The organism is Microbispora sp. CA-102843, from assembly GCF_050936215.1.
GTDB lineage: Bacteria > Actinomycetota > Actinomycetes > Streptosporangiales > Streptosporangiaceae > Microbispora.
On record NZ_JBNJNF010000001.1, the window covers coordinates 7,491,424 to 7,503,976 of the forward strand.

Below are 12,553 nucleotides of genomic sequence, written 5' to 3' on the forward strand. Positions count from 1 at the left end.
GTCAGCCCCCTCTCCTGCGCAGCCGTACGACCACCTCCTGGCGGGACCGGACGCCGAGGCCCGACAGCCGGTCCCCGACCGCCGCGCCGACCTCGCGCAGCAGGGCGCCGGTCGTGTCCGCGTCGGCCACCACGGCGACCTCGATCCGCCTGCGCAGGATGTGGACGTTAGCCCGCCGGACGTGCTCGACCTCGCGGGCCGAGGCGGCGAGCGTCCGGCGCAGTCCGGCGCGGGTCAGGCCCATCGCGAGCAGCGGGTCCTGGCATTCCAGGGGCATGAGCCTGGGACGGCCGGGGACGAGCGCGAGGGCCACCAGTCCCGCCCCGCAGACGATCATTCCGACCGCGGCGACCGGGACGACGGGGTCGGCCGGCGTGAGGTTCAGCAGCCGGGGCGGCAGCCGCCAGGACGGGGACACCCCGAGCATGACGGCGACGACCACAGCGGTGATCGCCCAGCCGAGCAGGGCGATCACGGCGGCGACCACGACGGCGGCCGGAGTCCGGCCCGGCCGGAGGACGCGAACCGCGCTCCGCCGGCCCGCCGCGGCGTCCCTGCCGCTCGTGTCATCCATGCCGTACGTGTCGCTTCCGGCGCCGTCGGCGCCTTCTCCACTGCCTGCGCCCTTGGCGCCCTTGCCGCCTTTGCCGCTTCCGGCGCCCTTGGCGCCCGAGCCGCTGCCTTTGGCGCTCCTAGCCGACGAACCCGCCAGGATTCCCTGCACGACGCTCATCAGCCGTTCACCCTTCCCGCTCACCGCGCCGGGTCCGCTCGGTAGTCACCTCACCATGGGTACACGGAGCGGCGGCGGGACGGGCGGGTCACCCGCCGCCTTGCGCGATCATGGCGGCTGCACGGCGGAGATTTTGCCCGGGCACGGTTAACGTGAACAGCGCTCATGTATTTCCCGGCGCTGCCGTACTAGGCTGCGCCCATGGACGACCGACAGCGCCTCGACCAGGCGACGGCCCACCTGGAGCCGCCCTTCGCCGTCCTCGACATGGACGCGCTCCGGTCGAACGCGACCGCCATGGTGCGCCGGGCCAGGGGCAAGCCGATCCGGGTGGCCAGCAAGTCGATCCGCTGCCGGGCCGTGCTAGAACGGGTCCTGGCCATGGACGGCGTCTCGGGCGTCATGGCCTTCACGCTGCCCGAGGCGCTGTGGCTGGTGTCCACCGGCCTGCGGGACGTGCTCGTGGCCTACCCCACGACCGACAGGACCGCGCTGCGCGCCCTGGGATCGGACGAGGTCGCGGCACGCGAGATCACCGTCATGGTGGACTCGCCCGAGCATCTCGGCCTGATCGAGAGCCTGCGCCTCCCCCACCGGATCCGGGTGTGCCTGGACATCGACGCGGCGTTCGTGGCCTTCGGCGGCGTGTTCCGGGCGGGCGCGCTGCGGTCGCCGATCCGCGAGCCGGAGCAGGCCGCCGAGATCGCCGCGTACATCGCCAAGCGCCCCGGGCTGCGGCTGACGGGACTCATGGCGTACGAGGCCCAGATCGCCGGAGTGGGAGACGACGTTCCGGGACCGTACGGCCGCGCGGTGCGCTGGATGCAGGAGCGGTCGCGCCGCGAGCTGGTCGTGCGGCGCGGCCGGATCGTGCAGGCCGTACGTCAGGTCGCCGACCTGGAGTTCGTCAACGGCGGCGGCACGGGAAGCATCGAGAAGACCGTCGCCGAGCGGGCGATCACCGAGGTCGCGGCGGGCTCGGGGTTCTTCCATCCCCGGCTGTTCGACTTCTATCGGGGCTTCACCGGCCGTCCGGCGGCGCTGTTCGCCCTGCCGGTCGTGCGCAAGCCGGCTGCGGACGTCGTGACCGTGCTCGGCGGGGGCTACCCCGCCTCCGGGGCCCCCGGGCCCACGCGGCTGCCCCAGCCGTACCTGCCGGCGGGGCTCAGATATCACCCGGACGAGGGGGCGGGTGAGGTGCAGACGCCCCTCCTGGGCGAGGCGGCGGCCGACCTCCGTCTCGGCGACCGCGTCTGGTTCCGCCACGCGAAGGCCGGGGAGCTGTGCGAGCGCTTCGCCGGTCTGCACCTCCTCGAGGGCGACCGGGTGACCGAGGAGGTCCCGACCTACCGCGGCGAGGGCAGGACCTTCCTCTGATCGCCGGCCCGGCCTTGTGATCGTCCCTTTGGAAACGTGGACGCCGCCGTGAATCGCGTCACGGCGGCGTCGTCCCGCGGCGGGTCAGCGGCGGATCAGCGGGAGCGGCGGCGCAGCAGCACGATGGCCGCCCCCACGACGACGACCACGCCGATCCCGATCAGCACCGGAGCGATGTTGGGCGCCGGGTACTCCGCGGGCTGCTCGCCCTCGCCGTCGGCCGGGGCGTACGTGCGCGGCCCCAGGACCATGTCCTCCATGGACGCGACGAAGTCGCGCGCGTTGGCCTTCGCCTTCTCGACGCCGCGCTCCGCGACCCGCTTCGGGCTCACCCGGTCCGCGATGGCGTCGACCGTGCGAGCGAGCTCCGCCCGCGTGCGCTCGATCTTCCGTTCCAGCGCATCGGGATCGGTGTCCGCCATGCGATCCCCCTCCTGTGGTATCCGTGTGCGATCAGTCTGCCAGGTCCGGCGGTCGCCCCGCACAGCGGCTGAGCCGGTAGTTTGGACGCTTGCCCGCCGATCGCCGCGGGTCACCTTTTCCGGAGGACGTGATGAGCAAGCTCCAGCCCGGCGACGCCGCGCCGGACTTCACCCTGACCGACGCCGACGACAACGAGGTCTCGCTGGAGTCGTTCCGCGGCAAGCGGGTCATTCTGTACTTCTACCCGGCGGCCATGACTCCCGGGTGCACCAAGCAGGCCTGTGACTTCCGCGACAACCTCGGCTCGCTGACCGAGCAGGGCTTCGTGGTGCTGGGCGTGTCCAAGGACAAGCCCGCCAAGCTGCGGCAGTTCCGCGAGCGCGACGCGCTCACCTTCCCGCTGCTGTCCGACACCGGTCTGGACGTGCACAAGGCTTACGGCGCGTACGGCGAGAAGACGAACTACGGCAAGACCGTGATGGGCGTCATCCGCTCCACGTTCGTCATCGACCCCGACGGCAAAATCGAGAAGGCCCTCTACAACGTGAAGGCCACCGGTCACGTCGCCCGGCTCACGAAAGAGCTGGGGATTTCCTGACATACCCCTTTCGCCACGCTCCCGGAATTGTCGGCGCCGGCCGATAAATTCCGGGGCATGGCGAAGTACAAGTACACCGCGGAGCTGCTGGCCGAGGCCGCAGCGAAGGCGGCGAGCATCGCTGACGTGTTGCGCTATCTCGGCATCCCGTGGTCGGGAGGCACCCACGCCCACATCAGCCGCCGCCTCAAGCACTTCGGCATCGACACCTCCCACTTCCTCGGTCAGGCCCACAGACGGGGACAGACGTCGCCGCGACGGAGGCTTCCGGCGGACGTGCTGGTCCTGAACCCTTCGGGCGCCGCCCGCGAGAAGCCGACCAAGCTACGACGCGCGCTGCGCGAAGTGGGAGTCCCCTACCGCTGCGCAGACTGTAAGATAGGCGGCACTTGGCACGGCCGGCCGTTGACATTGCACATCGACCACATCAACGGAAACTGGCTGGACAACAGAAAAGAGAATCTAAGATTTCTCTGCCCGAACTGCCATTCTCAGACGGAGAATTTCGCAGGGAAGGGAAGAGGAAAAGGGGTCGTAGTCCAACGGCAGGAGACCGCGGCTTTAGGTGCCGTACAGTGCGGGTTCGAATCCCGCCGGCCCCACAGAAATTCAAGTGAAAATAACGGCGCACCGAATTCAGCGGAAGAGAGCGATTCTCGCGGCAGGAAGAGTGCGCCCGTGAAGATGGCCGTGATGGTCGCGGCGGACGACCTCGCCTTCCTGGAGCGTCTCATGGCCACACAGGGCACCCCGTCGCGGTCGTCCGCCATCCGCACGGCCATCGCTCTGCTCCGCGCCCAGAGCGAGCGGGAGTGACCGTCGCAGGGAGTTCCCGCGCGCTCGGGGCGGCTCAGTTGTTCGCCCGTGGCCGCCTGGTGTTGGGGCTTTTGTCACTCGATGTCCCTACCGTGCCCGCCATGAGACGCTTTTCGATCACCTTGGGCGCCGCGGCTCTGGCCGTGGGGTTGACCTCGTCCGCGCTGTCCTCCCCCGCGCTGGCCACTCCTCGGCCTGCGGACTTCGGCCAGGCGACACTCACGGGTTTCGCCGTCCTGCCTGCCCAGACCTTCGTCCCCGGCAGCGAGCCCTCGGGTTCGGCCATCGGGGCCGGGCCGTTCAACGGCATCGCCGCACCCTTCCCGGGGCAGCCCGTCCAGGGCTTCAGCGGAGTCGTCAAAAGAGCTGACGGCACCTACGACGTGCTGTCCGACAACGGCTATGGGAACAAGGCCAACAGCGCCGACTTCCTGCTGCGCGTCCACCGCGTCAAGCCCGATCTCAGGACCGGGAAGCTGGAGGTGCTCGGCGGGTTCAACCTGAGTGATCCGGACAGGCGCGTGCCGTTCGCCCTGACCCGGACGGACCGGGTGCTCACCGGCTCCGATTTCGACGTTGAGTCGATCGTGCGGTCGTCCGACGGCACCTACTGGATCGGCGACGAGTTCGGCCCGTTCCTGCTGCACTTCTCGTCCTCCGGGCGGCTCCTCCAGGCCCCGATCCCGCTGCCCGGCGTGATGGCGCCGGAGAACCCGAACCTGAACGGCGGGCAGCCCAACATCCGCAGCAGCAAGGGGTTCGAGGGCATGGCCCGGTCGGTCGACGGCCGCCGCCTCCACCCGCTGCTGGAGGGGACGGTGGACGGCGACACGCCCGGCGACCTGCGCATGTACGACTTCGACCTGCGCACGGGCAGGTACGGCGCGACCTGGTGGACCTACCGGCTGGAGTCGCCCTCGAACGCCATCGGAGACGCGATCGCGGTGGACGACCACCGCTTCCTGGTCATCGAGCGGGACAACGAGCAGGGTGACGCCGCCGCGTTCAAGCGCATCTACCTGGCCGACGCCGCGGACCGGGACCACGACGGCCACATGGACAAGACCCTCGTCGCCGACCTGCTGAACCTCGCCAACCCGAAGGGCATCGGCGGCTTCGGCCGGACGTTCCGCTTCCCTTTCCAGACGATCGAGGACGTGGCCCTGCTCGACGACCGCACTCTCGCCGTGCTGAACGACAACAACTTCCCGTTCTCGTCCGGCCGCACGGCGGGCAAGGCCGACGACGACGAGTTCATCACCGTACGGCTCGCGCGGCACCTGCACGCCGACCGGCGCGCGCTCCAGTGATCGGCCGGGCGACGAACCCGGGCACTGTCATCGCCCAACCGCACGGATTGCTAACCGCAGCGATCCCGTAGGCCGTGAAAAGGCACAGGAAAACCCGTAGGCGCGCGCCGGCCCCTCCGCCGGCGCGCGCCTACCGGGAAGCGAAGCCTCAGCCGGGCCCCTGGCAACGCACTCCGGCATCGGTTTGCCTGCACCAGGGGGGCAGAACCCCGTCCTGGGACTGCGGCGCGTCCTGACCGTAGCCGCGGGGGAAGAAACGCTGCCGGTCGGCTCCGGCGTCCCAGCTCGTCGCCGCGTCCACCCGGTCCCAGACCATGCCGGTGACGGCCACGATGCCACCGCCGAGGAGCGCCCCGACGAGCGCGGACGCGACGCCGACGGCGACGAGTTGCCCGGTGTGTCCGCGGGGCAGCCGAGCCGCCAGACGCGTGGGGAAGCCGGGCCGTGGGGCCGACGCGAACCGCGGCCTCGGGTCCTGCCAGCCCGGGGCGTTCCATCCCGCGCCGCCGGGGCCGAAGGCATAGCCGCCGCCGGTCGGAGGCGCGCTCCCGGGTCCCGGTCCGGGCCGGCCCGGGCCCACGGGGCCTGCCCACGTCGATTGCGGCCCTGCCGCGCCATGCATGTTCCCCGGGCCGGTCCAGGGCGAACCCGGTCCTGCGGCCCCAGGCGTGCTCCCCGGGCCGGTCCAAGTCGAATGCGGCCCTGCGGCCCCGGGCATGTTCCCCGGGCTGGTCCAGGCCGATGTGGGATTCCTCGGAGGCGGCGGTGGCGCGGGCGGCCCGCTCGGCCCGGCCGGCGCAGGTGACACGACCAGCTCGGTCCCGGCCGGCCCGGTCTTCGCGGCCGGCCCTGCGGGCTCCGCCGATCCGTTAGTCGCGGTCGGTTCACTCGACCCGGCCGGCCCGGTTTCCGGCTCCGGGCGCGGGCCGCGCGGCTCGTCCCCTGCGCCGCGCGACGCCGCGTCCTGATCCGCCATCCCAATCTCCCTTTACCCGCTTCACAGAAGCGTTCCCGGGGACAAGGATGCGCCGTGATCCGTAAGAACGGCGTAAGCGCGGCGTCCGGCTGCGACCTGAGTCGTACCGCCGTATCCGTCGCAAGGGTGAGACCTTCCTGAGCAGCCGATACATATGGTTGGGTACGTGTTCGGCAGACTGCGCGCCTGGACCCGGCGCCACAGCAAGCTCGTCGACGCGCTCACGGTCTCCCCGCTGGCGCTGTTGAGCCTGATCACCGTCGAGGCGTTCAGCCGGGCCGGCTCGCTCGGGGCGCGGCAGGCGGGGGTGCCCGGGCTGCTGCTGCTGTCGGCCGCGCTCATCGTTCCGCTGACCTGGCGCCGCGACCACCCTCGCGAGGTGTTCGCGGTGGTCGCCGCCGTCAGCTTCGTCCAGTGGCTGCTCGACATCGTCGTCCTGCCCGCCAACATCGCGGTGCTCGTCGCGCTGTACGGCGTCGCCTCGCGCTGCACGCTGCGGTGGGCGCTGGCCGCCGGAGCGGTCGCCGAGTTCGGGCTGCTTCTGGCGATACTGCGCGAGTCACCCGACACCGGGGGGCGGGCGTGGCTGTCGTCGTCGGCCTTCATCGTCGCCGTCTGGATCGCCGGGATCTACGCCAACACCCGCCGCCGCTACGTGGAGGGCCTGGTCGAACGCGCAGAGCGGGCCGAGTGGGAACGCGACCAGCAGGCGCGCATCGCGGCGGCGGCCGAGCGCGCCCGCATCGCCCGCGAGCTGCACGACGTGGTGGCGCACAACGTCAGCGTGATGGTCGTCCAGGCCGACGGCGCGGGATACGCCCTCGACGGCGACCCCGAGCAGGCGCGGCGCGCGCTGCAGGCGATCTCGGCGACCGGGCGGCAAGCGCTGGCCGAGATGCGCAGGCTGGTGGGCGTGCTGCGGCAGGACGCCGGCAGCCCCGCGGAGGAGTACGCGCCGCAGCCCGGCGTCGCCCAGCTCGGCGACCTGATCAGGCAGGTCAGGGACTCCGGGCTGCCGACCGAGTTCACCGTGTCCGGCACCGCGCAGACCCTGCCCGAGGGCGAGCAGCTCGCCGTCTACCGGATCGTGCAGGAGGCGCTGACGAACACGCTCAAGCACGGCGGTCCGGGCACGCGAGCGTGGGTGGAGATGACGTACGGCAGGGGCGAGATCGAGCTGAGGATCAGCGACGACGGCAGGGGCGCCTCGGCGCCGCGCATGGTCGGCGGGCACGGGCTGATCGGCATGCGGGAGAGGGCGGCGATGTACGGCGGAAGCGTCGAGGCGGCCCCCCGGGCGGGCGGCGGGTTCCGGGTGGTCGTCCGGATTCCTGTCGGGGTGGCCGCGTGACGTGGCCCTCCCCCGAGCACGGTGTCCGGCCGTACCCGGACCACGGTGACCGGCTTTCTCCCGACCGCGTACGGTTACGGGGATCACGGGGATCGCAGCGATGACGAGCGGAGCGGAGCGGCAGTGATACGCGTCATGCTGGTCGACGACCAGGAACTGGTGCGGACCGGGTTCCGGATGGTCCTCGGGGCGCAGCCGGACATCGAGGTCGTGGGCGAGGCGGCGGACGGGCTTGCGGCCGTCGAGACGCTGCGTGCGCTCGAGGCGGACGTGGTCCTCATGGACGTCCGCATGCCGCGGATGGACGGCGTGGAGGCGGCCCGGGTCATCTGCGCCGCGCCGGACGGCCCCAAGGTGCTGATCCTTACGACGTTCGACCTCGACGAGTACGCGTTCGCCGCGATCAAGGCGGGCGCGGCGGGGTTCCTGCTGAAGGACGTGCCACCGGCCGAGCTGATCAGCGCGATCCGGTCGGTCCACTCGGGGGACGCGGTGGTCGCGCCGAGCACGACCCGCCGCCTGCTCGACCGCTTCGCCGTGCTCCTGCCGGAGGGGGACGCCCGGCGGCAGGACACGGGCGTGCTGACGGCGCGGGAGCGGGAGGTGATGGTCCAGGTGGCCCGCGGCCTGTCGAACTCCGAGATCGCGGCGCGGCTGCATCTCGCGGAGGCGACCGTGAAGACCCACCTCGGCCGCATCCTGGCCAAGCTACGGCTTCGCGACCGGGCCCAGGTGGTCGTCTACGCGTACGAGACCGGCGTGGTCTCCCCCGATCATCCGCGGGGCTGAGACCGGACTACCTCAGAAGTCGCACACGTCCCGGCGGGACCGTCCCGGGGCCGCACGCCGAGAACGTCCGCGAGGCCGAGGAAACGCCCTGATCACGGCCATAGCGTGGGGTCATGACCACAACAACCCAGGTTCGCACCGCGGTCGTCGCGCGGGGACTGACGAAGGTGTACGGAGAGGGCGACGCGACGGTGCACGCGCTGCGCGGCATCGACGTCGGTTTCGCCGCGGAGGAGTTCACCGCGATCATGGGGCCCTCGGGCTCCGGCAAGTCCACACTGATGCATTGTCTGGCCGGATTGGACACCGTGACGGACGGGCGGGTGAGCATCGGCGGCGTCGAGATCACCGGTTTGAACGACAAGCAGCTCACGCTCCTGCGGCGCGAGCGCGTCGGTTTCATCTTCCAGGCGTTCAACCTGCTGCCGACGCTGACGGCCGAGCAGAACATCCGGCTTCCGTTGGAGATCGCGGGCCGCCAGGCCGACCAGGCGTTGTTCGACCGCGTGATCGAGACGGTCGGCCTGCGGGACCGGCTCAGGCACAAGCCGAGCGAGCTGTCGGGCGGCCAGCAGCAGCGTGTCGCCGTGGCGCGGGCGCTCATCAGCAAGCCCGAGGTGATCTTCGCCGACGAGCCGACCGGCAACCTCGACTCGCGCAGCGGCGCCGAGGTGCTGGCGTTCCTGCGCAGGTCCGTACGCGAGCTGGGGCAGACGATCGTGATGGTGACCCACGACCCCGTGGCGGCGTCGTACGCCGACCGGGTGGTCTTCCTCAGGGACGGGCTGCTGGTGAGCGAGGTCCAGCGGCCGACGCCGCAGACCGTGCTCGACACGCTGATGGCGCTGGAGGCCTGAGCCGTGTTCAAGACCACCCTCACCGGGCTCCTGGCGCACCGCCTGCGCCTGGTGCTCACGTCCCTGGCGATCGTGCTCGGGGTCGGCTTCATCGCGGGCACGTTCGTGCTCACCGACACCATAGACGCCGGGTTCTCCCAGTCGTTCGCCGCGGACGCCGACAAGGTGGACGTGGTGGTGTCGCCCAAGGACGACGCCGAGCGCGACGTCAACCTGCCGGAGAGCGCGCTCGCCGCGGTCAGGGCGGTGCAGGGCGTCAAGGACGCCCAGCCGGTGGTTTCCGGGGACGCGCCGCTGATCGGCAAGGACGGCAAGGTCGTGGGGGACTACCCCACCGCCGGGGTGTCCATCCCGGCCAGCCGCATCAAGATCACCTCCGGTAGGGCCCCCACGGCCGCCGGCGAGGCGGTGCTCGACAAGAACACCGCCAAGGCCCAGGGGTTCGCGCCCGGAGCCACCGTCACGGTGCTCGACCGGGCCGGCAAGCAACAGAAGTTCCAGCTCGTCGGGATCTTCGACGTGGGCCTCGACCAGAACCTCGCCTACCGGGGAGCGGTCGCCTTCACCCCCGACACGGCGCGGCGCGTCACCGGGACCAAGGGCTTCACCGAGATCGACGTCGTCTCCTCCGGCCCCTCGCCGGAGAGCCTGCGTACGGCCGTCGCGGCGGCCGTGGGCGACGCGAAGGTCGTGACCGGGCGGGAACGCGCCGACGAGGTGGCCAAGCGCAACCACATGGACACGTCCTTCATCCGGCTGGGCCTGCTGCTGTTCGGCGCGGTCGCGCTGCTCGTCGCGGCGCTCGTGATCTACAACACCTTCAACATCCTGGTCGCCCAGCGGATGCGCGAGATGGCGCTGCTGCGTTGCATCGGCGCCACCAAGCGGCAGGTCTTCGGCTCGATCGTGCTGGAGTCCGCCGTGGTCGGCCTGCTGTCGTCGGTGCTCGGCCTGCTGACGGGCCTCGGCCTCGGGGCCGCCGCGGTCGCCGTGCTGAGGGCCGTCGGAACGGACATCCCCACGGGCACGGTGAGCCTGTCCCCGCTGACGATCGCCGTCGGCATGTGCACCGGCGTCGTCGTGACGATGGCCGCCGCCCTGCTCCCGGCGCGGCAGGCCACCCGTGTGCCGCCCGTCGCGGCGCTGCGCACGCAGGTCGAGGAGCACACGTCCCGCACCGGGGTCGTACGGGTGGTCGTCGCCGCCCTGATCACGGTCGCGGGGGCCGGCCTCACCGTGGCGGGCGTGCTGCAGAAGCCGGGCCAGGCGGCGCTGCTGACGGTCATGGCGGGCGGCGTTCTCGTGTTCTTCGCGGTGCTCATCCTCGGCCCGGTGATCGTACGGCCGCTGAGCGGGCTGGCCGGCTGGGTGCCGGCGCGGCTGTTCGGCGTGCCGGGACGGCTCGCCGTGGACAACTCGCGCCGCAACCCCAAGCGGGCGGCGACCACGACGGTGGCCCTGACCGTCGGCGTGACGCTGATGACGTTCATGGCGGTCCTGACCTCCACGGTGCGGACCACCGTGAGCGGCCAGCTCGACCAGCAGTTCCCCGCCGACTACATCCTGTCCGCACAGACGGGCACGATCCCCCGCTCGGTCGCCGACACGCTGCGCGCGAGCCGCGACCTGGCCGCGGTGACCGAGTTCCGCGGGAAGAAGGCCAAGGTGAACGGCCGCGAGTTCGAGGTGGGCACGGTCACCCAGTCGGCCATCGGCACCGCCATCAAGCCGGAGGCGTCGTCCGGCACCATGGACGGCTTCGGCGCGGGCGAGGTCGCGGTGGCCGACTACGTGGCTCAGGACCTCGGCGTCAAGGTGGGCGACGCCGTGACCGTCGCGTCAGGCGGGCAGAGGACCTCCCTCAAGGTGGTGGCGGTGCTGAAGGCCGACGTGTCCCTGCTGCCGCCGTTCACCATGGCGGAGCAGGCGTTCGAGCGGCACTTCGGCAGGGTGGACGACGCGCAGGTCCTGGTGAACGCCGCCGACGGCGTGGCCCCCGAGCGGGCACGCAAGGTCGTGGACGAGGCCACGGCGGCCTTTCCGGCGGTCAAGGTCGGCAGCACCACCGAGATCCGCGGCCAGTTCGACGAGGCGATCGACTCGATCCTCATGATCGTCACCGGGCTGCTGGCCCTCGCGATCGTGATCTCACTGCTCGGCATCGCGAACACGCTGTCGCTGTCGGTCCACGAGCGCACCCGCGAGTCCGCGCTGTTGCGCGCCCTGGGCCTGACCCGGCCGCAACTGCGGGGCATGCTCTCGGTCGAGGCGCTGGTCCTCGGCCTGGTGGGGGCGATCGTCGGCGTGGTCCTCGGCACCGTGTACGGCTGGGCGGCGACGGCGACGCTGACGGAGAAGGTCTCGTTCCAGCTTCCGATCGGGCAGATCCTGATCTTCATCGCCGCCTCGGGCCTGGCCGGAGTGCTCGCCGCGGTGCTGCCCGCCCGCCGTGCGGCCAGGGCCTCGGTCGTCGGGGCGCTGGCCGCCTCCTGACCGCCGCTCCCCCGGCCTCGTCCGGGCCGGTACGGCGGTCGCCCGGGCCGCCCGCACGAGCGGGCGCCCCGGGCGGCGGTCCGGAGCACGCGGAATCTTCCGCCGCCCCGCCCGCACGGCGCCTGAGGATCGTCACCCGGAGACCTGCGGCGAGGAGGGAGAGTCGGAGCCGGTCGGGGCAGGCAGGATCCGGCGGAGGTGGTGATCGACGATCGCGGCCGCGTCGTCGACGCCGAGTTCACCGAGCAGCACCCCGTCGGCGAGGCCACGCGCGAGACCGAGCAGTGCGTGCGCCTCCGCGCCGGGATCGACGTCCGGGGCAGGGCCGGAGGCCGCGAGCAACGCGGCGATCTCGCGATGGACGGCGTCGCCGCCGGCACGATAGAGGTCGCGGATCTCCGGATCGGCGACGGCCCTGCTCAAGAACGCGTGCCCGGCGAGCAGCGGGACCACAGCGGTCGCGCCCAGTCCGACGACCGCAAGCAGCACGCGCCGCAGCGTGTCCGCCGGGCCGCGGGCGTCCCGGACGGCCTCGCGAACCTGGCGCTCGATTTCTCCCCTCAGGACGTGGGCACTGGCGCGCAGCAGATCGGCCTTCCCGGCGAAGTAGTGCTGCACGAGTCCCTTGGAGACGCCGGCCTCCTGTGCGACCTGCCCTATGGTCACTCCGGCCAGGCCGTCTCGCGCGCACAGCCTCAGCGCCGCCTGCGCGATCTCCTCCCGCCGAGCCGCGTGGTCGACCTGCTTGGGCATGACTCGCCCCCTCTTTCGCGATACGAACGTATCGTGATATCAGTACAATATGATCGTACTGCCAAGGGCGAACGGAG

12 protein-coding genes and 1 tRNA gene are annotated in these 12,553 nt (G+C 71.6%); 9 read left to right on the plus strand and 4 right to left on the minus strand.

All coding sequences use genetic code 11. The annotated features are described in order from the left end of the window. Nucleotide 1: 1 nt before the first annotated feature. Nucleotides 2–733 (minus strand): DUF6286 domain-containing protein, encoded by a 732-nt coding sequence (locus ACQEVJ_RS34645; RefSeq protein ID WP_433108490.1) that lies wholly within the window; start codon nt 731–733, stop codon nt 2–4. A gap of 201 nt (nt 734–934) precedes the next feature. Between ACQEVJ_RS34645 and ACQEVJ_RS34650 the strand changes: the two genes are divergently transcribed. Continuing rightward, entirely contained in the window at nt 935–2,110 is a 1,176-nt protein-coding gene (locus tag ACQEVJ_RS34650) for an amino acid deaminase/aldolase (protein ID WP_433108492.1), read from the plus strand. Between the two features lie 95 nt (nt 2,111–2,205). Here ACQEVJ_RS34650 and ACQEVJ_RS34655 read toward each other — a convergent pair whose 3' ends face one another. After that, nucleotides 2,206–2,532, minus strand: coding sequence for a DUF3618 domain-containing protein (locus ACQEVJ_RS34655; RefSeq protein WP_433108495.1), 327 nt, complete (start codon nt 2,530–2,532; stop codon nt 2,206–2,208). 131 nt (nt 2,533–2,663) lie between these two features. On the opposite strand from ACQEVJ_RS34655, the gene bcp reads away from it, so the two are divergent. From bcp to ACQEVJ_RS34675, 4 genes are all read left to right on the plus strand, one after another. Continuing rightward, entirely contained in the window at nt 2,664–3,131 is a 468-nt protein-coding gene (gene bcp, locus ACQEVJ_RS34660) for a thioredoxin-dependent thiol peroxidase (RefSeq protein ID WP_433108497.1), read from the plus strand. Between the two features lie 528 nt (nt 3,132–3,659). Then, nucleotides 3,660–3,733 (plus strand) — tRNA-Leu (locus ACQEVJ_RS34665). 76 nt (nt 3,734–3,809) lie between these two features. Further along, nucleotides 3,810–3,947, plus strand: coding sequence for a hypothetical protein (locus ACQEVJ_RS34670; protein WP_433108499.1), 138 nt, complete (start codon nt 3,810–3,812; stop codon nt 3,945–3,947). A gap of 101 nt (nt 3,948–4,048) precedes the next feature. Beyond that, entirely contained in the window at nt 4,049–5,257 is a 1,209-nt protein-coding gene (locus ACQEVJ_RS34675) for an esterase-like activity of phytase family protein (RefSeq protein WP_433108501.1), read from the plus strand. A 148-nt stretch (nt 5,258–5,405) separates the two neighbouring features. Here the strand turns inward: ACQEVJ_RS34675 and ACQEVJ_RS34680 are convergent, their stop codons facing one another. Further along, nucleotides 5,406–5,837 carry a hypothetical protein gene (locus ACQEVJ_RS34680; protein WP_433108503.1) on the minus strand — a complete coding sequence of 144 codons (432 nt, stop codon included), beginning with the start codon at nt 5,835–5,837 and terminating at the stop codon, nt 5,406–5,408. 562 nt (nt 5,838–6,399) lie between these two features. Here ACQEVJ_RS34680 and ACQEVJ_RS34685 point away from each other — a divergent pair. The 4 genes from ACQEVJ_RS34685 to ACQEVJ_RS34700 all read left to right on the plus strand — a co-directional run bounded on the left by ACQEVJ_RS34685 (nt 6,400) and on the right by ACQEVJ_RS34700 (nt 11,723). Further along, nucleotides 6,400–7,584 (plus strand): sensor histidine kinase, encoded by a 1,185-nt coding sequence (locus ACQEVJ_RS34685; protein WP_433108505.1) that lies wholly within the window; start codon nt 6,400–6,402, stop codon nt 7,582–7,584. A gap of 123 nt (nt 7,585–7,707) precedes the next feature. Continuing rightward, nucleotides 7,708–8,373, plus strand: a complete 666-nt coding sequence (locus tag ACQEVJ_RS34690; RefSeq protein WP_433108507.1) for a response regulator — start codon at nt 7,708–7,710, stop codon at nt 8,371–8,373. A 113-nt stretch (nt 8,374–8,486) separates the two neighbouring features. Then, a complete protein-coding gene (locus ACQEVJ_RS34695; protein ID WP_433108509.1) occupies nt 8,487–9,230 on the plus strand; it encodes an ABC transporter ATP-binding protein in 744 nt (247 codons plus the stop codon). 3 nt (nt 9,231–9,233) lie between these two features. Next, on the plus strand, nt 9,234–11,723 hold the full coding sequence (locus tag ACQEVJ_RS34700) for an ABC transporter permease (RefSeq protein ID WP_433108511.1): 2,490 nt from the start codon (nt 9,234–9,236) through the stop codon (nt 11,721–11,723). Between the two features lie 132 nt (nt 11,724–11,855). Here ACQEVJ_RS34700 and ACQEVJ_RS34705 read toward each other — a convergent pair whose 3' ends face one another. Next, nucleotides 11,856–12,476 carry a TetR/AcrR family transcriptional regulator gene (locus ACQEVJ_RS34705; protein WP_433108513.1) on the minus strand — a complete coding sequence of 207 codons (621 nt, stop codon included), beginning with the start codon at nt 12,474–12,476 and terminating at the stop codon, nt 11,856–11,858. Nucleotides 12,477–12,553: the final 77 nt, after the last annotated feature.

Bases quoted from the DNA above. Each gene is read 5' to 3' on its own strand.
- ACQEVJ_RS34645 (WP_433108490.1), bottom strand. From the start codon at position 733: ATGAGCGTCGTGCAGGGAATCCTGGCGGGTTCGTCGGCTAGGAGCGCC.
- ACQEVJ_RS34650 (WP_433108492.1), top strand. From the start codon at position 935: ATGGACGACCGACAGCGCCTCGACCAGGCGACGGCCCACCTGGAGCCG.
- ACQEVJ_RS34655 (WP_433108495.1), bottom strand. From the start codon at position 2,532: ATGGCGGACACCGATCCCGATGCGCTGGAACGGAAGATCGAGCGCACG.
- bcp (WP_433108497.1), top strand. From the start codon at position 2,664: ATGAGCAAGCTCCAGCCCGGCGACGCCGCGCCGGACTTCACCCTGACC.
- ACQEVJ_RS34675 (WP_433108501.1), top strand. From the start codon at position 4,049: ATGAGACGCTTTTCGATCACCTTGGGCGCCGCGGCTCTGGCCGTGGGG.
- ACQEVJ_RS34695 (WP_433108509.1), top strand. From the start codon at position 8,487: ATGACCACAACAACCCAGGTTCGCACCGCGGTCGTCGCGCGGGGACTG.
- ACQEVJ_RS34705 (WP_433108513.1), bottom strand. From the start codon at position 12,476: ATGCCCAAGCAGGTCGACCACGCGGCTCGGCGGGAGGAGATCGCGCAG.